Source organism: Anaerotignum propionicum, from assembly GCF_024461735.1.
Lineage (GTDB): Bacteria > Bacillota > Clostridia > Lachnospirales > Anaerotignaceae > Chakrabartyella.
The window spans coordinates 129,619-149,992 of sequence record NZ_JANGAD010000003.1 but is presented as its reverse complement, the minus strand read 5'-3'; the positions used below and the strand labels follow the sequence as shown (position 1 = coordinate 149,992).

At 38.3% G+C, this 20,374-nt stretch carries 17 protein-coding genes; 5 read left to right on the top strand and 12 right to left on the bottom strand.

The features are described from left to right. Positions 1 to 61: 61 nt before the first annotated feature. From NE558_RS05630 to NE558_RS05620, 3 genes are all read right to left on the bottom strand, one after another. A complete protein-coding gene (locus NE558_RS05630; protein WP_256148948.1) occupies positions 62 to 613 on the bottom strand; it encodes an N-acetylmuramoyl-L-alanine amidase family protein in 552 nt (183 codons plus the stop codon). Between the two features lie 67 nt (positions 614 to 680). Continuing rightward, positions 681 to 1,784, bottom strand: a complete 1,104-nt coding sequence (locus tag NE558_RS05625; RefSeq protein WP_256148946.1) for an iron-containing alcohol dehydrogenase family protein — start codon at positions 1,782 to 1,784, stop codon at positions 681 to 683. Between the two features lie 20 nt (positions 1,785 to 1,804). After that, the gene (locus NE558_RS05620) at positions 1,805 to 2,056 is read right to left on the bottom strand and encodes a hypothetical protein (RefSeq protein WP_256148944.1); all 252 of its coding nucleotides are present in this window, start codon (positions 2,054 to 2,056) and stop codon (positions 1,805 to 1,807) included. Between the two features lie 382 nt (positions 2,057 to 2,438). On the opposite strand from NE558_RS05620, the gene NE558_RS05615 reads away from it, so the two are divergent. The 4 genes from NE558_RS05615 to NE558_RS05600 all read left to right on the top strand — a co-directional run bounded on the left by NE558_RS05615 (position 2,439) and on the right by NE558_RS05600 (position 6,438). Next, complete coding sequence (locus NE558_RS05615) at positions 2,439 to 3,233, top strand: 3'-5' exonuclease (RefSeq protein ID WP_256148943.1); 795 nt, start codon at positions 2,439 to 2,441, stop codon at positions 3,231 to 3,233. A 434-nt stretch (positions 3,234 to 3,667) separates the two neighbouring features. Then, positions 3,668 to 4,942: an adenylosuccinate synthase gene (locus NE558_RS05610; RefSeq protein WP_256148942.1), complete on the top strand. Its 1,275-nt coding sequence runs from the start codon at positions 3,668 to 3,670 to the stop codon at positions 4,940 to 4,942. 27 nt (positions 4,943 to 4,969) lie between these two features. Then, positions 4,970 to 5,542: an ANTAR domain-containing response regulator gene (locus tag NE558_RS05605; RefSeq protein WP_256148941.1), complete on the top strand. Its 573-nt coding sequence runs from the start codon at positions 4,970 to 4,972 to the stop codon at positions 5,540 to 5,542. A 338-nt stretch (positions 5,543 to 5,880) separates the two neighbouring features. Beyond that, entirely contained in the window at positions 5,881 to 6,438 is a 558-nt protein-coding gene (locus tag NE558_RS05600) for a cyclase family protein (protein ID WP_256148940.1), read from the top strand. A gap of 138 nt (positions 6,439 to 6,576) precedes the next feature. Here NE558_RS05600 and holA read toward each other — a convergent pair whose 3' ends face one another. The 6 genes from holA to NE558_RS05570 are packed head-to-tail and all read right to left on the bottom strand — an operon-like array spanning position 6,577 to position 13,456. After that, complete coding sequence (gene holA / locus NE558_RS05595; protein WP_256148939.1) at positions 6,577 to 7,590, bottom strand: DNA polymerase III subunit delta; 1,014 nt, start codon at positions 7,588 to 7,590, stop codon at positions 6,577 to 6,579. Next, on the bottom strand, positions 7,556 to 9,910 hold the full coding sequence (locus NE558_RS05590; protein WP_256148938.1) for a DNA internalization-related competence protein ComEC/Rec2: 2,355 nt from the start codon (positions 9,908 to 9,910) through the stop codon (positions 7,556 to 7,558). The genes holA and NE558_RS05590 overlap by 35 nt, the downstream gene beginning before the upstream one ends. 5 nt (positions 9,911 to 9,915) lie before the next feature. Further along, complete coding sequence (locus NE558_RS05585) at positions 9,916 to 10,866, bottom strand: GerMN domain-containing protein (protein WP_256148936.1); 951 nt, start codon at positions 10,864 to 10,866, stop codon at positions 9,916 to 9,918. A 47-nt stretch (positions 10,867 to 10,913) separates the two neighbouring features. Beyond that, positions 10,914 to 12,425: a sensor histidine kinase gene (locus NE558_RS05580; protein ID WP_256148934.1), complete on the bottom strand. Its 1,512-nt coding sequence runs from the start codon at positions 12,423 to 12,425 to the stop codon at positions 10,914 to 10,916. Further along, positions 12,358 to 13,047, bottom strand: a complete 690-nt coding sequence (locus NE558_RS05575) for a response regulator transcription factor (protein ID WP_256148932.1) — start codon at positions 13,045 to 13,047, stop codon at positions 12,358 to 12,360. The genes NE558_RS05580 and NE558_RS05575 overlap by 68 nt, the downstream gene beginning before the upstream one ends. A gap of 13 nt (positions 13,048 to 13,060) precedes the next feature. Beyond that, entirely contained in the window at positions 13,061 to 13,456 is a 396-nt protein-coding gene (locus NE558_RS05570) for a ComEA family DNA-binding protein (RefSeq protein WP_256148930.1), read from the bottom strand. A 264-nt stretch (positions 13,457 to 13,720) separates the two neighbouring features. Here NE558_RS05570 and NE558_RS05565 point away from each other — a divergent pair, with 264 nt between their 5' ends. Next, positions 13,721 to 15,085, top strand: a complete 1,365-nt coding sequence (locus NE558_RS05565; RefSeq protein WP_256148928.1) for a D-alanyl-D-alanine carboxypeptidase family protein — start codon at positions 13,721 to 13,723, stop codon at positions 15,083 to 15,085. A gap of 289 nt (positions 15,086 to 15,374) precedes the next feature. Here NE558_RS05565 and NE558_RS05560 read toward each other — a convergent pair whose 3' ends face one another. From NE558_RS05560 to NE558_RS05550, 3 genes are all read right to left on the bottom strand, one after another. Beyond that, entirely contained in the window at positions 15,375 to 16,493 is a 1,119-nt protein-coding gene (locus tag NE558_RS05560) for an SH3 domain-containing protein (protein ID WP_256148926.1), read from the bottom strand. A 346-nt stretch (positions 16,494 to 16,839) separates the two neighbouring features. After that, positions 16,840 to 18,573, bottom strand: coding sequence for an ABC transporter ATP-binding protein (locus tag NE558_RS05555; RefSeq protein WP_256148924.1), 1,734 nt, complete (start codon positions 18,571 to 18,573; stop codon positions 16,840 to 16,842). After that, entirely contained in the window at positions 18,566 to 20,341 is a 1,776-nt protein-coding gene (locus NE558_RS05550) for an ABC transporter ATP-binding protein (protein WP_256148923.1), read from the bottom strand. Before NE558_RS05550 ends, NE558_RS05555 begins: the two co-directional genes overlap by 8 nt. Positions 20,342 to 20,374 lie beyond the last annotated feature (33 nt).

Below are 20,374 nucleotides of genomic sequence, written 5' to 3'. Positions count from 1 at the left end.
ACAGTTGCTTCAAAGGTATACCCAACAAACTCTCATCGATTTCCATGTATGAAAAAGAACATTAATCCTCTTCAGGTTCTACAAAAGAAATCCCAAAATAATCTGTCAAGGAGCGGGCAAGCTCCCTTCCAAGATAGCGGACGTTATCTTGAATCCACTGTGCATCTCCAATGTTATCATTATAACCCAATGCCACCACCACTGCCGGCGGTGTTGTCTGCATTAACTCTTTTTGCGTGGCAGAGGGTGTGGCTTTCACCTTCTTTGAAACAGGATAAAGGTTTTTTATATTTTTCACAATAGCCTGAGCCAGCTCATTTCCATAAGGATTTTTGGAATAGTAGAGTACCTCTGCCCCTTGCAATTTTCCTGCTAGGAAGGGAGGTGCCGTTGCTGTATGGATGGAAAAAAACACATCATAATCACCTGTATTTACATCTGCAATCACTTGAGATAAGGGCATCTCAGGTTCGTTTCTTGTAAATTCTATTCCTGAAGCAAACAGATATGGCTCCATGGCATCCGCAATTAGGTTTACATATTCCTCCTCACTACCGCCATTTATAAAAAGATTATAGTTTTGCAAGGATGGGCTAAGATATACTCTCGGCATAAAATCTCCCCCCACTGTTTTCTATTAGCTTATGAAAAAAGGGGAATTTTGAAAATTGTCCTTTTTCTTAGGAAAGGAGACTCTTTTCATACACCTTGAAAATATCTTCTTTTACAGCAGGGTAAGGGAAAGTTGCAATTTTACCAGGACTCTCCATAGCCCGCTCTGTGTAGTAAGCCACTTCTTCAACAGTAAATGTCTCAGAAGTATGCAACACATCCTTTAAGAATGCACCCATATCTTCAATACTTCTCATATCCAAACATTGTAGAAGCTGCCCCACCTTTTTATCGTCCTCAGGGAACATTTCTAAATAAGCCTGGGTTACTATACCGTTTGCCCTTCCGTGGGGAATACCTTTTTCATAAGTCAAACAGTAGCCAAGACAATGAGGGATAGAAGTACTGGTTTGGGCGATGGCAACCCCAGCCAAAGCGGATGCCAGCATGAGCTTGTCTCTCACTTGCGGAGAATATACCCTTTCCTTCAGAGCAGGAATGCAATCTTTAAATAGAGACAGTCCCAGTTCCACAATTTTTTCGCTAAAGAAATTTGCATTTACAGATAAGTAGCTTTCAATCAGATGGGTTAATGCATCCACAGCAGTATTATTAGTAATTTCTGCTGAAAGGCTATCCATATATTGGGGATCTAAAAAAGATGCCTTAGCAAAGACTTTTTGCACGATTGCTCTCTTTGTACGTTTTTCATGGAGGGTCATTATGGAATACTGGGTTACCTCTGAACCTGTGCCTGCTGTTGTGGGAATTTCAGCCACATTTAAAGCCTTTGCGTCAGGCTGAGCGAATAAAATTTCGCTGTCAGCTTCAGGATTTGCAGCTAAAACGGCAATCGCCTTTGCCGCATCCATAGGAGAACCACCACCAATGCCAATGAGAAAATCAACCTTCTCTTGATGAGCCATTTTTGCCGCTTTTACCACAGTTTCCACATCGGGATTTTCTCCGATTTCATCAAATAAAACCCAAGGAATGTTGCATGCATCCAACGCATCCGTAACATCCTGCTGTGCACCGTTTTTCTTGGCAGAACTACGCCCTGTAATCAACATTGCTTTACTGCCCAGTGTCAAAAATGCCCCTTTATTTTGAAGGACACAACCACGGCCATAAAAGGTTTCTGCCGGCATAAAAAATTTAAATTGATCCATATTTTTTCCTCCTTTTTATTTTAGAAATTAAAATCATACCAAACCCAATCCGCATTTATAACAGAAACCGGGTCTTCAGAAGCATCCTCTGCTAACTCACATATAATTTCAAACTCGTGGTATCTTTCCCCTTCAATGGTAGCCACACCGGAAATTAAAAATTTTCTGTCTTCCCCTTCCACAAATTCGGCTTCCAAGAGAAGATCATCCTCTTCTAAATAGAGTTTGTTAAGTTCTTGTTCTTTTTGTTCTTCCGTAAAATGAAGCTTCATGTTTTGCCTCCTTAAGCTTTTGTATGCCATTTTTATATCATTTTATCATCTGCCAATTATAGTTACAAGGATAATTCACCATTCAGCAAAAACGTCCTTCATTTTTAACATCCAATACCCCATGAAACAAATGAAATGTATTATTTTTTTTAGGCAAATAAGAATTTTACCAAACTTGACTTGAAATAAATGCTATCCAAAGACTCTTTTTTAATCTCATATTAACCCCATTTAAAAGTTTCTGGCATAACCTTCTATCATTCCTCAAAGACGATATATTTTTCATGCTGTTTTTACAAAAATAGATATACTAGAGCTGAAATTTCCTTCTTCCCTTCACCTGAAAAATGGTGTATACTTGGTTCAGACAGGAGGAACTTTCATGAATTATATCGTTTTGGATTTAGAGTTCAATCAATCCTTTCCTTTCAAAACAGGCGAGGCAGTTGCTCCGGTGCCTGGATGTCCTTTTGAAATCATTCAAATCGGCGCTGTAAAATTAAATGATTCTTTTCAGCAAATAGATACTTTTAATGCATTGATTCAGCCTAAAATCTATCCGAGATTACATCCTTTTGTTGAAAAAATAACCGGAATTACTGAAGAAAAATTAAAAGCCCAACCGGACTTTACGGAAGCCTTTCACCAGTTTGCTTCTTTTATCTCAGATAAGGATGCAATTCTTTGCACTTGGGGAACGGATGATATTAAGTCCCTATTTCGCAATATTTTATACTATAAATTGGACACCAACAGTATCCCCAATAAATATCTAAATGTTCAAAAATACGCTTCTGCATTTCTGAATTATGAAGCCGGACAAGCAATTGGTCTGAAAAACGCAGTGACAGAACTAAAAATCACCGTTGATGCACCTTTTCATGATGCTTTATTTGACGCAATCTATACAGCAAAAGTTTTTAAAGTTGTGCGACCCAAGGAACTTACTCCTGCAACCTTTAAACCTGCAGCACTCATGATTTCAGTGCCAAAGGCACCCCGTACAAACATGGCGGCTTTGCTTCGTCATATTGCTGATTTGACGGAAAAGGAATTAACAACGGAAGAAAAAAAGCTGATTAAAATCGCTTATTTTCTAGGTCGCGCCCATACGTTTGACAGCCAAAATTTAGATAAAAAGAAGAAAAAACGCACCCTTGAGAACGTTGAAAACTAGTTAAGTAAATAAATTCTTATTCCATTATTCAAGGATTTGTGACCTGGCATTTATCAATATTATAAAATACAATCTGCATCAATGGCATTTTGAAATGTCATCGGTGCTTTTTTCATTCGATTATTAATAGTGGGTATAAAAAATTTCTATGCCAAATTTGAATTTATTTATTCAGCTTTTTTTGCATAAACTTTCATAATTTTTATTATTTAGATAAAATACAAAAACAATCGGTCTGGAATATATGCCTTTTTACGCACTAACTTGTGTGAAATTTTGAAATAGAATTTTATTGATGACTAATAATTCTAAAAAATAGCATAATAATTCATTATGTGCTCCATTGACATTCCTCATTAACGCTATTAAAATTTCTATATGATACAAAAGTTCAATCATTATTTTTTATATCAAAATTTAAGGAGGCTATCTTCATGTTAACTTCTATCGTTGGCACCAACTGGGGAGATGAGGGCAAAGGTCGTATGGTTGACCTGCTTTCACATGATTATGATATTGTTTGCAGATATCAGGGCGGTAATAACGCCGGACATACCGTAATTAATCACTTAGGAAAATTTGTTTTAAATCTGCTGCCTTCCGGCATTTTGCGGGAAGATGTAGTAAACATCATGGGAAATGGCATGGCAATTGACCTTGAGCATCTTTATCACGAGGTTGACCGCTTGAAAAGCGCCGGCGTAAAAATCACAGCTGAAAACCTGAAAATTAGTGATAAGGCAATCATTTGCCTTCCTTATCATAAGCTATTGGATTGCTTGGAGGAGGATCGCCTTGGGGATGCCAAGTTTGGCTCAACCCGTAGAGGTATCTCCCCCGTTTATGGCGATAAATATATGAAAAAATGCTTACGTATGGGTGATTTGCTCCATCCTGAAACTTATCCAGCTACACTAAAAAATTTGGTGGCCTATAAAAACCTGGTGATTGAAGGTGTTTATCATGCTGCCCCTGTTCAGTATGAAGAAGTTTTGCAGTGGTTGGATACCTTTGGTACGCCTTTCAAGGATAATATTATTGACACAGGCTTGTACATTACAGAGGCTGAAAAAGCTGGCAAGAAAATTATGTTTGAAGCTCAATTAGGTGCACTGAGAGATATCGATTTTGGTATCTACCCTTTCACCTCTTCATCTTCAACCATTGCTGCCTATGCACCTATTGGTGCCGGTGTTCCCAACTTGCAGTTGGATAGTGTCATCGGTATCATGAAAGCTTATTCCAGCTGTGTTGGCGAAGGTCCTTTTACCTGCGAAATGTTTGGTGCTGGGGCAGATGCCTTAAGAGAAGCCGGCGGAGAATATGGTGCCGCAACAGGCAGACCTCGTCGTGTTGGTCCCTTTGATGTTGTGGCAAGCCGTTACGGAATCCGTGTACAAGGATGCAGTGAAATTGCATTGACAAAAATGGATGTTTTATCTTATTTAGAAGAAATCCCTGTATGTACAAAATATAAAATCAATGGGCAAGAAGTTACAGAGTTCCCTTACTCTGCTGTTTTGAAAGATGCTGAACCTGTAGTTGAAACCATTAAAGGTTGGAACTGTGATATCAGCGGATGCCGCAGTGTTGAAGATTTGCCAAAAGAAGCTCTTGATTATATCAAATATATTGAAGAAGCCGTTGGGTGCCCTATTAAGTATGTTTCCGTTGGGGCAGAAAGAGATGCATATATTACTATGTTTTAACAACTGAAAATTGAAAGGAGGAGCTTTATGAATCAGATATTGATTATAGCGGGAAAGGAGACGGAGAAAGAAAATTTGGTTGGCCTTTTGGACTACTATTCTTCGTCACAAATTTTCTACGCTTCCAACAGCAAGCAGGCAAAAGAATTAATTGCTTCCGAAACGCCCTCGCTCATTATCATAAATGCTCCTCTACCAAGTGAATCCGCTCAGGATCTAGCCATTTTTATGACACAAAGAACAGATGCTTCTGTTGTTTTGTTATTGCCAGAATCCTATAGAAACATTAAGGAATACAGCGGAGAAGACTACGGCATTCTGATACTTTATAAGCCTTTTAAGCGTTCGGAGTTTGAGCGCACTGTGAAATTCGCAATTGCATTTGAAAATCGTATTGCGAAAATACAGGAAAAGAATAAAAAGCTTCAAAAGCAGCTTACGGAATTCCGTACTGTTCACAGGGCAAAGTGCCTTTTAATTCAGCATCTGCATATGACTGAGCCCCAGGCTCATCGCTATATAGAAAAGCATGCCATGGATTGCAGACAAAGTAAGCTGGAAGTTGCGAACAGTATTTTAAAATCTTATCACGAAATCTAGTATGAACGATAAAAGCGATATCAATAAACAGGTATCGCTTTTTTATTAAAATTGTTTTCTTTTCTTAAAAATTCCAAATAGAATATGTACAAGATTCAAAGGAAAGCTTCAGAAAGCAAAGCTATTTGCTTTATAGCTTAGTTGCATATACTTAAATTTCATAAGCATATGAAAAAACTTGAGCAAACGTTAGAAGCAAGTAATCTTGTGCCTTTGAAGGGTTTAATAATCCTTAATACAACCGAACATCCCCTAGAGTATCAGTATTAAATTTCTGGAGTTTCTTAGCATTAAAATGACATACATTTCAGAACACATAAAAGTTAGGAGGCATAAGCATGCTAATAGATATCACATTAAAAATCACACCAAAAATGGTTTCTGATGCGCAAGGAAATGAGAAAAAAGCTCTCTTTGGGCATTTAGGAACCCATTTTGATGTTATGAACAAAGAATTCCCTTTAGAATACATGGAACGCAATGCAATCGTCTTTGATGTTAGTCATATTGTAAATAAAGAAATTGAACCCCTGGATATTGACTTGGAAAAGGTGCAAGGAGATATGTTTATTGCCTTTTATACAGGATTTATTGAAAAAGAAGGTTATGGAAGCCATGCCTATTTTTCAGAGCATCCCCAACTTTCTGTCAACTTAATCAATGCTTTGGTGGAAAAAGGAGTCTCTATCATTGGAATTGACTTTGCCGGGGTTCGTCGAGGGCAGGAGCATACCCCTATGGATCAATTTTGTGCCGACAAAGGGGTATTCATTGTTGAAAACTTATGTAATCTTTCGGAAGTACTCAAGCATGACATTTACTTTCAAGCCCATACATGCCCAATGAACTTTACAGAAATGACAGGCTTGCCTTGCCGTGTGGTTGCAAAGCTGTAAGAAGTGTTAATTTGATTCATAAGCTTACTAATTGCTTTGCTTTTTCCACTTATGGATTGAGTGCCAATTTCATCCTACTCTGTAAAGCACATAAAAAGGGACATCCTTAAATTCAATTGGTTGTCCCTTTTGTCATTATTACCCACTACTTCTCAATGATTTACTGCTATATTTCATAATTAGCAGTTCCACAGCTCCTTCTTCAGCAGCTCGTCCTGTTTTTATGTCCAAATCCGTCTTTAAGCAATCCTCAAGTGCCATTTTCCATTCTTTCTTAGAAAAACGTTTTGCCTGCCGTACATATTCCTTGACAGCAAAATCTCTGATTTCCAACTTCTGTGCAATTTCAACGTAAGATAATCCATCTTCAAACAAAAGGGAACTGATAAAAATCATGCGGAATTGTCTTGTAATCAAGGAAAGAACCATATAGGGCGATTCTTTTAAAAGTAATAAATTCCGATAAATAGAAATGGCTTTTGCGGGCTTCTCCTCCGCCACTGCACGAACCAAATCAAAAACCTTTGCCTCCAATGAAGGGGTGGCAACTTCCCTCACATCCTCCATTTCAATACTACCTTGGTTCCCTTTATAAGAAATCAGCTTTTGCACCTCTCTTATGATATTTTCCATATCACTTTCAACAGTCTGAAGAAAGAACTGTATGACACTGTTCTCAATGGAAACCCCATTTTTACTACATTCTTTTTTTAACCAGACAGTTAATTCCTTTTCAGTGGGTGTTTTAAATTCAACCGCTTCCCCAATTTTCGTTACAACTTTGTAAAGGCGACTATTTTTTTCAACCTTTTCTTCTATAAAAAGAATGCACACGCTTTCAGGTAAATTTGAGAAATATTCAAGCAATTTCTCACCTTCCTCCTTATTTCCTTTTTGAAAAAAACCACTATTTTTAATGGTAATCAGTCGTCTTTCATTTAAAAAAGGCAGGGTATCGGCAGCATCCATAATTGCATCAGCACTTGCACGCTTTTCCTCAAAAATATCGTGGTTCATCATTTCGGAACCAGAAGATAGGATCGCATCCATCAGTGCCTTCTCATAATTTTTAATTAAATAGGTTTCAGAGCCATAAAATAGATAACAACTTAAAAACTCACCGTTTTTCCATTGTTTTTTTAATTCCTTCATAAACTGCCTCCCTTTCTGCAACAGCATCCATTTCGTAGCTGCCCTTTGGAGATATTTCCGCTAAAATGGTTCCCTGTTTATCCGTTCGATAAACAGCAATCCTCTGTTCATTCACTCTTTTTAATGTATCTTCATGGGGATGGCCATATCGATTTTCTTTACCACAGGATATGATACCTATCTGAGGGTCAACGGCCTCTAAAAAAGCATTGCTGCTTGAATTTTTTGAACCGTGATGTCCAAGCTTTAAAATTTGCGCCGAAATATCCGCTCCTTTTGCAAGAAGTACTCTTTCGTCCTCCACTGCGGCATCTCCAGTGAATAGTATCTTTGTTCCACCATATTGGTATTTTAAGACCAGTGATCCATGGTTATCATTATCGCCAATAAATTTCACGCCTTTTGGAGGATAAAAACAGGTGAGCTCTCCATAATTCCCCCAATTTGACACGTCATTTTCCTTCACAGTATACAGCATAATCCCCTGCTTTTCCAATATTTCTTTTAAGCTATGCCATTTTTCCGTATCAGAACAAGGATACTCCGATAGATATACGGCTTTTGTGGGTACACTTTGGCAAAGCTCAACTACGCCAATCATATGATCTGAATCAAAATGAGTTAAAAAAATCCCATCCAATTCCTTAACTCCTAGATACTCCAAATATGGCTTTACTACTTTCATTCCCGTATTTTTCCCAATTTCTGCCCCGAACCAGCCGCCGCCGTCAATCACCACAACTCTACCATCGTATGTAGATATGACCGTCGAATCCCCTTGACCCACATCCAAAAAAGCAACGGTATTTTTATGAAAAATCAATCTATTCCCAAATACGGAAAATCCCAAAACAATCATCCCGCAAAGAATTGTTTTTTCATTGCAAAACTTCCTACCATAAAAACTACACATATACAAAAGAATATAATATACCCCTATGGTAAGCAAGGAAGGCGCTCCAACCAAAAGATAACCTCCTGGAATGGAAACTCCAATGGTGCAAACGATTTGATAAAACTTTAAAATGCCGAAAGCTCCTCCTGCAGAAATTGCTGCTATGGGCGGAAAGATAAGTCCCCCTAGCGCCGTTAAAAAAGCGAAGAAAAGCAAAGGAGCACAAAGAGGCAAAATAAATAAGTTTAGAAAGATGCCAATTAATGAGATATTAAAAAAATGATACGCTACAAGGGGATAACTAAATAAAGATGCGTATAAAGAAAGAATAAAAGTTCTCTTCATTTTGCTCATAATATCTGTATCGTTAGCAACTACCTGCAAACCAATCCAAATGCCCACCACAGTAATAAATGATAGCTGAAATCCAGCATTCCATAAATACAAAGGTTGAAAAAGCAAAAGAAAGAGGGCAGCTATGGCCACATTATTCAGCATATCACTTCTTCTAAAGAAAACCCGCCCAAGTAAAGCAACGGTAATCATAATGACCGCTCTAACTGAGGAAGGCGAAAAACCCGTAAAAACCAAAAAACCCACACAACAGGCGATGGTAATCAATGACGCTGACCGTTTACTCTGCTTCAGGAATTTTTCCGTGAAAAAATGAATCAATAGCACAAAGATGGAAACGTGGAGCCCTGAAACGCAAAGAATATGATTGATTCCAGCTTTTATGTATAAATCTCTGGTTTCCTGGTCTAAGTCATCTTTCTCTCCCGTTACCATTGCTTTTAGTATCCCGCTTTCTCTCTGGGGTAGAACCGTATCAAACACAGCAAAGACCTGTTCTTTTATCTCTTGCAGCTTCACCGAAAAATGATTGCTTTTGCCAATCTTTTGAATCCTCTCGGGATATATCTTATAATCAACGTTCTTTGTCTTTAAATATAATCTCTCATCGTAGCCACCGGGAACTGTTTTCCCTTCCAAGGGTAAAACTTCTCCTGAAATCAAAATTTCATCACCAATTTGAAGAAAATCTCCTTCTGTCCAAATTGCATATAGCACTACCGTTTTGTTTTGTCCTTCTTGAGATGGCGCTTGCAAGCGCACAAACAGCTTTTGATTTCCGGAAGAGGTTGTCCCCTCCTCAAAAACCACACCGCGGCAGTCCACAAGGGTTTTTCCTTCTAATTCAACAAATGTTGTTTTCACAGAATTTCCAGCTAAAAAAAAGCCTAATATCGCCATTACAATGAATGTAGCTGCCATTTTAAAATCCTTCTTTATCACGAATTGTGATGTACATAGGAGGATAAAAATAAAAAAAGCCAGGCATATCTCTTTCGATATACCTAGCCTGATATATATTCCACCTATCGTGAATATTAGTGCCCACAGAGCCGGTCTTTTTATTCTCATAGCAATCAACTTACTGTTTTCAAGCTTTTTACAGCAACAAAGGGAGTGCTGAAATCAATATGGCCTTTGAAAGCCTCTACTTTTTCACCCTCAATCAAAAACTGAACTTTTTTCACATTATCTAACTCTGAAAGAGAATTAACAATAGAATAGATTGTAAGTAATTCTCCTGTCGTGCCTCCATTATGTTTTACAACAAATTCCTGACTTAAGTTTACATAGCAAACACCATCACTGGTTGTAGTTACATCCATAATTTTCGTTTCAGTTGGTATTGTTGCGTAGTTTCCGTTTTCCTTTGGCCCCGCTATCAACTGTTCTAATATAGTTCTTTCCCTTGGTTGATTTGCATTCACTTCCACTACCCGATCTTCTACTATCAAGTCTGTGGCATCGGCATTAGAGAAATACAATTTCAAAATAGCATATTCCGTTGTAGTTGCAGAAACAGATGGGTCAATCAAAACATTCTCACGATTCATCTCACCATAAACTTCCCCAGTTCTTGATTTCAGAGGAACACCCTCAACAGTAAATACCACAGAATTCAAAAAATTAAGGGAAGTAAGGGACCATACAATGGATGAGCGGCAAATCACCTCATCTACACTGCTTAAGCCATAATAAGCAGAATTAAAGTCTATTGTAGCCACATTACCTGTGATCACAGCAGAGTTTATTTCCAAAGCCTGAGGAATCGTAGGTTTAATACCATCTGACTTTACTCCATTTCGTAAATCCTCCAAAATTGTATAGACCATATCAATCTCAGAGCCCGTCTGGATATCTATTTCCGTAGCTTTCATTTTTCCATTGGCGCTCATATAGTAAAGCTCAGTGGCACTTTCACCATCATCAAAAAACTGCTCCTTTAAAAATAAACCCACCGAAACGATAACCAGCAAAGCCATCCCTATAATTACAACAATAGAAATTACTTTTTTTAGTTTTGCCAAAATCCATCCTCCTTCTTAGCTTTCTAAAAAAGGCCTTATTACAAATTTTATGATACATTTTGACGTATCGGAATTCGCACCAATATGGTAGTACCTTCATCCTCCTTGCTGTAAACCTTTATACTCCCATTGTGCATCATAATTGTACTATGGGTAATAGAAAGTCCCAGACCCGTACCACCTGTTTCTCTATCTCGTGTTTTATCTACCCGATAAAATCTCTCAAATATTCTGGCTACCTCATCATCAGGTATGCCAATGCCTGTATCCGCCACACTGATAAAAACATTTTGATGATCTGCATCCAGTTTCATTTCAACTTCACCGCCCTCAGGGGTATATTTAATTGCATTATCAACTAAATTTGCAACGGCTAAGGTCAGCTTCATTTCATCAACTGTGGCTGTGATATCCTTCACCTTTTCATAGCGAATATGGATATTTTTTTCTTTTGCTAAGGGTAGCAGCCTCTTGATAATCCCCTCCAGCATTTCATTCAATTCCAATTCCTTAAAGTTTAAGGGAACTTCTTTTTGATCCAGCTTAACCAAAGTCAAAAGATCATTAATAATTGCCGCCATTCTATCAACCTCAGAATTAATATCATGGAGGAATTCAACATACATCTCTTTCGGCACATCCTCTTGCAGTAAGATGGATTCGCTTAAAACCTTAATAGAGCTTAATGGTGTTTTTAATTCATGAGAAACATTAGAAACAAACTGCTGTCTTGTAGATTCCACCTTCTCAAGCTGATCTGCCATTTGATTACAAGCAAGGGCCAGATCCACCATCTCATTATGAATTTGAGAATGCACCTGAACTCTTTGTTCAAAATGGCCCTCAGACATTTTCTGAATGACTTTAATAAGCTTCTTAATTGGCTCTGTAAAAATCTGAGACATAATAATCATGATGATAATCACAATAATTGCAAGGCCTGCCAAAAGCAAATTACCCTTCTTTGCAATATTGTTTACAGTTACCGATATATCGCTCAAATCAGCGGAAACCAAAACCACACCCACCCGGCTGTTGTTGCTTCCGGAAATGGAAACTGCGGCATAGACCACGCCATCCGCCTGCACTCTGGCAATATCCTTATTGCCTAAAGCCTCAATTACTTCGGAGATGAAAACGGTTTTTCCAACCTCACTGTATCCGGTATCATACACTACTAAGCAAGACGAATCCAAAACCAAAACACGGAAATCATTTTGATGACTCATATCCAACATGGTTTCTTCCAATGCATCCCGATCATCCTTATTAAACATATAATCGTGGGAGGTTATCTGCCCTGATATCACATTTGCTTCACTGAGTAGTTCTTTTTTTCTTTCTTCTATAAAATAGTCCTGTACGGAATGCAGTATGGTACTTGCAATTAAAAGCAGAGGAACAATACCTACCACAACATAGGTGGCCAAGAGAATCCAGCGTAAGCTAAGAAAACGAGGTTTTTTCTCTTTCCGTTCAGGTTGTTTGCTCTTAATTAAAATAATAACCAACTCCCCATTTTGTAAAAATGTATTTGGGTTCACTGGGATTTGCTTCAATCTTTTCCCTCAGTCGTCGCACATGGACGTCAACCGTACGCACATCCCCCGGGTAGTCATACCCCCATACAGTATCCAGCAATTTTTCCCGACTATAAACCTTTCCGGGATTCTCCATTAAAAGCTCCAATAAATCAAATTCCTTGGCTGTGAGATTTATTTCTTTTCCTTGAATAAACACCCGTCTGCTATCATAAGAAAGTTCCAAGTCTCTTGCCTTTAAAATATTCTTGGCAGCACCTTCCACAGGGCCTTTTTTCACACTACGGCGTAAAATGGCTTTAATTCTGGCTTTCAACTCCAAAATATTAAAGGGTTTTGTAATATAGTCATCTGCACCATACTCTAATCCCATAATTTTATCCATATCTTCGCCTTTCGCAGTAACCATTATAATTGGCACCTGAGAAAACTCTCTTACCTGCTGACAAACCTGCAAGCCGTCCATCTTGGGTAACATAACATCCAATACAATCAAATCAAAGCTGGTGGATTTTATTAACTGCAAGGCCTCTTCGCCATCATAGGCGGGGGTAACCTCCATACCATCCTGCTCCAGAGAAAATTTTATTCCTTTTACAATGAGTTTTTCATCATCAACAACCAAAACATGAAATGCCATAAGAACCTCCTATTTATTCAGCTATAATATACTCTTTCATGGCATTCAGCTTTTTAACGCCAATTCCGGGGACATTTATGATTTCCTCCGTACCATGAAAAAGTCCGTTTTTTTCCCGATAAGTTATGATTTCCTTTGCAAGCTTTTTTCCCACACCAGGCAAAGACTCCAAAGTTTCTTGGTTAGCCGTATTAATGTTGATTGCCCCAATTGTACCCGGCAAAAAAAGCTTGTACTCCCCAGCCCATCTGGTTTCCAATTCCTCCACCGTAACGGCAGAGCCCATACACAAAGATTTTTCTCCTTTTATGGAAAGTAAAAGCAGTGTAATCGCAAAAATCAGAACGATAGCGAAAAGAATTTGTAATCCTCTTTTCTTGAGAAATAAATCTTCCATTTTTTTATCCAATTTTTATAAAAACCCCTTTTGTCTTGCACCTTAATTTGTTATAATTGGAAAGTATGTATAAACAAAATGAATATAATACGATTCTATTATGATATACACCTTTGCAAACATTTATATTTTATCACAAAAACAGGGAGCAAACACAAGTAATTATACTTTTTACCGCATAAAAATTACAATTTAAAACAGATACTTAATTCTCTCCCTAAGCCTTTTTATTCTAACACAAAAATCCCAAAAGTTAAAGTTATATAGGAGATGTCAATGAAACAATCATTTTTAATTTTAATTCTATCCTTATCTCTGACTGTACCATGCTTTTCTGCCTTTGGCGAAGCATTACAAGGGGATAATTCCACGACACCAGTAACAACTGACATTACGAAAGCCCCTGAATTAAGCGCAGAGGCAGCCATTCTCATGGATGCAACCACAGGGGAAATATTATATGAAAAAAACAGTAAGAGTAAAATGTATCCCGCCAGCATCACAAAAATCATGACTGTGCTATTAGCCTTGGAAAAAGGAAATTTAAACGATACCGTTACCTTTTCCCATGATGCTGTTTACAGTATAGAACCCGGCAGTGCCCATATTGCCATGCAGGAGGGAGAGCAGATCACCTTAGAGCAAGCGCTATATGGCATATTACTTCGATCCGCTAACGAAGTGGCCAATGCCGTTGGGGAATACGTGGATGGCTCCATCCCTACCTTCGCTCAGCACATGACCCAACGTGCGAAAGAATTGGGGTGCGAATCCACCAATTTTTTAAATGCAAATGGTCTTTTCGATGAAAACCATTATACTACTGCCTATGACATGGCCTGCATTGCAAGAGCGCTTTTAAAGCAAGAAGCTTATCAAAAGATGATGAGCAATACTTATTACGAAATTCCCCCAACGAATAAGCAAACGGAAACCCGCTACCTTCATGGTCAGCATCAAATGCTTAACCCAAAATCCATTTACTACTATGAATATGCCACCGGAGGAAAAACAGGGTATACTTGGGAAGCCCTCAATACATTGGTTACCTTTGCAAAAAAGGGTGATACCCAGCTCATCGCTGTTGTATTAAAATGTAAGGGTGCCGAGCACTATGTAGACTCAAAAGCTTTATTTGAATACGGTTTTTCTAATTTTCAAACAGTAAAGGTTTTTTCTGCTCAAGACTACAGCAAGACTATAGATGTGGTAGAAACCTACAAAAATAAAACGACCTCCTTAGGCAGTATTCAAGTTGTACCCAAGGAAGATGTGTATAAAACCATTCCGGCAAACACAACACTGTCAGACCTGAAAATTGATGTCAACTGTCCAGAAACAATTGATGCTCCTATTTTAGAAGGACAAGAAATAGGTACAATTACAGCAAAAACCGGTAAAGACACAATAACCACTTCCTTTGTGGCTCAATCAGCCGTAGCAGCAACCTCGGATGAAGCTCGATTAGCACAAGAAAAAGAATCAAAAGCCAAACTGCTGAAAACAATAGGTATCGTTTCATTAGGGATTCTTCTATCATGCCTAATTGTCTTTGGGGTGACACGTACGATTGGCCATTTGAAAAGAAAAAAAAGAAGGAAAAGACTGCGCACTTCGCGTAGAAAAAAATATAGAAGATAGGCATTTTTATTTCACTAACCACTGAATAATAATTTTGTAAACACCGAAATTCAATTATTCATTTTACTTAGCATAGTAAACTAATTAAAGGTTTTCAAATGTACCTTAGAAAATAGCGCCTGTCAAAATAAAATACCCTATACAGGGTATTTTTTGCTTTATCCGTATAGTCAACACGGATTACAGCGTATTTCAAATGAATTACAATGCATTTTTCATATTCAAGAAAAATAATAACGCACACAAAAAAGGGCAGATAATCTGCCCTTAAATTTTATCAATTATAGAATTATCTAATTACACGTCTTGCTGTTACATATGTATTTGCGCTATAGCTACTGCTTAAAGAAGTGGTTGTAACTCCATAAGCCGCACCATCTGTTGAGTGAATATAATTGCCATCACCCATATAAATTCCAACATGAGAAATCCCACTGTTGCCGCCTGTATTAAAGAAAACCAAATCTCCCGCCTGCAAATCAGACTTGGAAACCTCAACTCCATTAGAAACCATAGAGTAAGAAGATCTATTTAAATTGATACCATAATTTTTCATAACTGCATAAACAAAACCGGAGCAATCTACGCCTTTAGAAAGGTTTGTTCCACCCCAAACATAAGGTGTACCAATATATTGCTTGGCAAAAGAAATAACCTCTGCACCTTTGGAAGAATCCTTAGATCTAGTGGTGCGTTCACCTTTACGAACAGAAAGGAATTCTGAGCTAACATAACCCTTTACACCATCATCCGTTACAACTCTAACCCAGTCTTGTCCAACACGATCAATATTCACTTCTGCACCATAAGGCAATACTTCTAAAACAATGGAAATCATAGATGCTTCTTTACGAAGCTTAACGCCCGATGAGGAAGTAACCACACCATATGTATTCTCAATTTCCTGTCCCGCATTTTCTGTAGCTGCAGAGGCAACGGAAGTAATCTTGGTTAAAAGCTCCCCCGAGATATAATCCTTGCTAACATAAGCAGTATCACCATCAAACTCGATGCGATACCAATCGCCGCTTTGACCAGTAACAACTATCTCTTGGCCATCCTTTAACTTGCCTAAGGAATCTGCCGAAGCAGAAGGTGCCTTTCTAACATTAATGCTGCTGCCTGTAGCCACTGCATCTGTCTTTGTCAATTCAAAGTAGTCAGCAGAAACAAAAGCATCCTCACCTTCATAAGCGATTTGATACCAATCTCCACTTTTTCCAACCACTGTATATTCAGAGCCTTTATCTATTTTTCCAACAACATCAGCCCCTGCATTCGCTTCTTTTCTAACATTTACAGCAGAATCAGTAGCTTGTCCTGCATCTGCAGCAAAAGCAACTGTGGAAGCAGCCATAATCATTGATGTTGTAATACAAACATGCTTTAACGCTTTGGTAATTATCATAACAGATTCTCCTCCGTAGTCAACAAATCAAATTGTTACATAATTGTTAACTTAAGTATAAAGAATATTAAGAAAAATGTCAACTGTAATTCTCCATAATTATGTAATTTTTTAAATAATAACCATAAAAATGATAGGTTTCATGGGGTTTTCCGTGCTTTCAAAAATTATCTACACAATGCGATAAAGTTCTTTAAAAAGTACAATAAATTCTTAATATCTTCTAAAGGACTGTTGAAAAACAAAAAAGACCACCAAAATGTTGATGGTCTTTTCGTTGAGTTTATTTTGTTAACAAATTCTTGTTTAACACTGTTGTCAGAAAAAAGATTACTGATTCAAATTTTCAAACTAATTTCCAATGATTCGTTTCTGACTGAATTCCAACCATGTTTTGATATATCCCCTCTTCTGCAAGCAATTTTTCCGGCTTTCCTTGTTGCACAACATATCCACCATCTAGTACTACAATTTTATCTGCACCAGCAACCGTGCGCATGCGGTGGGCGATAATTAAAACAGTCTTTTTTTGAATCAGGCGTGAAAGAGCCTCTTGAATTTTAGATTCATTCTCCACATCAAGGGAAGCTGTAGCCTCATCCAATAAAATGATCGGCGCATCCTTTAAAAAAGCACGGGCAATGGATATGCGCTGACGCTCCCCACCTGAAAGTTCTGAGCCATTTTCACCAATTAAGGTGTTCCATCCTTGGGGCAGTTTATCAGCAAATTCGTCACAGTGGGCAAGTTTTGCCGCCGCAATCACCTCATCATCTGTGGCATTCTTTCGACCGATACGGATATTTTCCAAAATAGAATTATTAAACAATGTTACATCCTGAAAAACAATGGAATATAGAGACATGAGGCATTCAGGGTCAATCTCAGAGATGTCCATTCCGCCCACTGTAATCTTGCCCTTCGTTATATCCCAAAAACGAGAGGCAAGTCTTGATACGGTAGTTTTCCCGCCGCCGGAAGGACCAATTAAAGCCGTTACCTCACCTTGCTTTGCAGTAAATGAGATATCTTGAAGCACCTGCTCCTTCTGATGATATCCAAAACCTACATGATCAAATTCAATATCAAAGCCTTTATTGCTCAGACGATCTATTCCTGTTTGAATAGGGTGTGATAAAATTTCATTCATCCGTTCGCACTGAATATTTGTGGCAATCATAGCCGCCAGATTCTGTAAAGCCAACTGCATTGGATCATAGAGTCTGGATACCACCAACAAAAACATAAAAAAGGTAAGAATGTCTAGGCTTCCCTCTGTCAACAAAAATCCCCCCACCAACGCAACCGTGGCAATACCCAGTTTTAAAACCATTTGTGCTGAAGCCACAAAAACGGCAGTCCCTAGCTCTGTAATAATGGAACGTTTCTCTACAGCTTTAATTTTTTTATTTAATCCTATTAGATATATCTCTTCCGCATTATTTGCTCGTAAATCTCTTACAGATTCCAAACACTCCTGAATGCCATCGGCACATGCCATTTTCACAGCCATCTCTTTTACACCTAAGGAATGCTGTACCTTTGATGAAAACAGCACAATGAGAAAAGCAATAGGAAGCACCCAGAGAGCTGCAAGAGCCATACGCCAGTTAATAAAGAATAGGCTGATTGCTACTAAAACTGTGGAAAATATTGCTCCAATTAATTGTGGAATCCAATGGGATGATGCTATTTCCAGTGAAGCACAATCTGCCATAATTGTACTGGTCAAATCACTCAAATCCTTTTTTCCAAAGTAAGATAAAGGCATCTTTCTCAATTTTTCAGCCAGAGTGATTCGTCTTTTCCCACTCTCCACATATGTCGCAAGAAACGTTGAGTTATATTGAAAATAAGTGGTTACAAATATCAGTAACAAGCAAATGATTGCTCCTGCAATATAAAATGCTCTTCTTTCATTGGGCACGCCTCCTTGCATCAAATCCGAAGTAAGATAATAAAGCAAAGAGATTGGAAGCATTAACGCTATATTGGAAAAAATACAAGTTACACAGGCTTTTAACATATCTTTTGCTCCAACTTCCGAAAGGGCATATTTATGCTGTAAATACTTAATCATTGATAACACCTACTTTCCACTGAGCGGCACGGTTATATTCCTGCCACATTTGTGCATAAAGAACGGAATCATTCATCAATTCATCATGGCCGCCAGACTCGTAAATCTTTCCGTCCTTTAAAACGAAAATACGATGGGCATTGGTAACGGTAGAAAGGCGATGGGCAATCATAATGACCGTTTTCCCTTTTGACAATTCAGAAAAGGCTTTCTGAACCTTTGCTTCATTATCAGGGTCAGCAAAGGCTGTCGCCTCATCCAAAATTAAGATAGGAGCATTCTTCAACATAACCCTTGCAATAGAAATACGTTGCTGCTCTCCACCGGAAAGATATACACCCTTTGCACCAATCACAGTATCTATACCATTAGGTAATTTTTCAATAATATCTTCGCATTGTGCGGCATGAAGTGCCCTTAATACTGCTTCTCTGGAAGCATCGGGTCTTCCCATGCGCACATTGTCCAGTATAGAAGCCTTCAAAAGGCGGCTATCCTGAAATACGAAGGAAACCGTATCCATCAATTCTTTTTTTCCTATCTCCTTCACATTCACGCCACCAACACAAACCTCTCCCTCATTTACATCCCAAAACCTTGCGATAATGCTGGCTAGCGTGGTTTTTCCTCCACCGGAAGGCCCCACAAAAGCAACAACCTCCCCACTGGCAATGTTCAAGTTAATTCCATCCAGAGCATTCCTCTTGGTATCCTTATAACGGAAGGATACATCCCGTAAGGAAATAGAATTGTTTTTTGGATGCTTAGGATTTTCAGTCTCTACCAAGGGTTGTAGCTCCATGACACTCTCGATGCGCTGTAAAGCATCCGCTACTACCATTTTATTTTCACTTGCATACATAATCTTGTTTAGGGTTACAGTGATAATCGGTGTAATAATAATATAAAAAAGTAGATTTAGAAGAAATTCATTTGAAACACTATGGGATGTGAAAAACAATGCCCCACCAATTAAAACAGCAAACACCCCATTGATTGCTGTGGTATAGCAAAGCATGGGCAGGCGTAATTCCTTTGTATAAGACAGTACCCATTTTTCATAGTTTTCAATGGAAGCCTTGAAGCGTTTGAAGGAGAAAACTGACTGCCCAAAGGTTTTTACCACGGGAATACCACGCACATATTCCACAGCTTCGTTAGACATTTGGTCAAGAGCATTTTGATATTCCTCCATTCTGCCTTTCATAGATGGGCCCGCCATTAATCCCATAATAACAAAGGAAATTACAATGGGAATTAAGCTTAACAAACCCAGCCTCCAATCAAAATACAATAAAAGAAACAATAGTCCCAATGGAGTTGCTAGGGCACCAAAGGTATCAGGCAGTTGATGTGCCAAAAAAGATTCTGTAGCCGCACTGGATTCATTGATAATCTTACGCATTTTACCACTACCAATACCGTCCATAAACCCTAGTGGTAAGGTTGTGATGTGCCCCATGGCCTGGGAACGAATATTGGATTGTACACGAAATGCGGCGATATGAGAGCTCATTAATGCTCCAATATAAATAATCATAGATAAAGCCGCAAATAAAACAGCCATCCAACCGTTATGTACCAAATTGACAGCTTGATTAAAATTTGGCGCAACATCCAATACCTCTTTGATGAACTTCCATATATACACAAATGGAAGAAGTGCCACCAGTGCACTGGCGGCAGATAATACCCACGATAACATTGTTAGGTATTTAAAATTCCCTGCATATTCAAATAATTTTGACATATCTGATTGCTTTTTCATTTATAACCCTCTTTCCTAAGATTAGCCACAACT

Bases quoted from the DNA above. Each gene is read 5' to 3' on its own strand.
- NE558_RS05630 (WP_256148948.1), bottom strand. From the start codon at position 613: ATGCCGAGAGTATATCTTAGCCCATCCTTGCAAAACTATAATCTTTTT.
- NE558_RS05625 (WP_256148946.1), bottom strand. From the start codon at position 1,784: ATGGATCAATTTAAATTTTTTATGCCGGCAGAAACCTTTTATGGCCGT.
- NE558_RS05620 (WP_256148944.1), bottom strand. From the start codon at position 2,056: ATGAAGCTTCATTTTACGGAAGAACAAAAAGAACAAGAACTTAACAAA.
- NE558_RS05615 (WP_256148943.1), top strand. From the start codon at position 2,439: ATGAATTATATCGTTTTGGATTTAGAGTTCAATCAATCCTTTCCTTTC.
- NE558_RS05610 (WP_256148942.1), top strand. From the start codon at position 3,668: ATGTTAACTTCTATCGTTGGCACCAACTGGGGAGATGAGGGCAAAGGT.
- NE558_RS05605 (WP_256148941.1), top strand. From the start codon at position 4,970: ATGAATCAGATATTGATTATAGCGGGAAAGGAGACGGAGAAAGAAAAT.
- NE558_RS05600 (WP_256148940.1), top strand. From the start codon at position 5,881: ATGCTAATAGATATCACATTAAAAATCACACCAAAAATGGTTTCTGAT.
- holA (WP_256148939.1), bottom strand. From the start codon at position 7,590: ATGAAGGAATTAAAAAAACAATGGAAAAACGGTGAGTTTTTAAGTTGT.
- NE558_RS05590 (WP_256148938.1), bottom strand. From the start codon at position 9,910: ATGAGAATAAAAAGACCGGCTCTGTGGGCACTAATATTCACGATAGGT.
- NE558_RS05575 (WP_256148932.1), bottom strand. From the start codon at position 13,047: ATGGCATTTCATGTTTTGGTTGTTGATGATGAAAAACTCATTGTAAAA.
- NE558_RS05565 (WP_256148928.1), top strand. From the start codon at position 13,721: ATGAAACAATCATTTTTAATTTTAATTCTATCCTTATCTCTGACTGTA.
- NE558_RS05560 (WP_256148926.1), bottom strand. From the start codon at position 16,493: ATGATAATTACCAAAGCGTTAAAGCATGTTTGTATTACAACATCAATG.
- NE558_RS05555 (WP_256148924.1), bottom strand. From the start codon at position 18,573: ATGATTAAGTATTTACAGCATAAATATGCCCTTTCGGAAGTTGGAGCA.
- NE558_RS05550 (WP_256148923.1), bottom strand. From the start codon at position 20,341: ATGAAAAAGCAATCAGATATGTCAAAATTATTTGAATATGCAGGGAAT.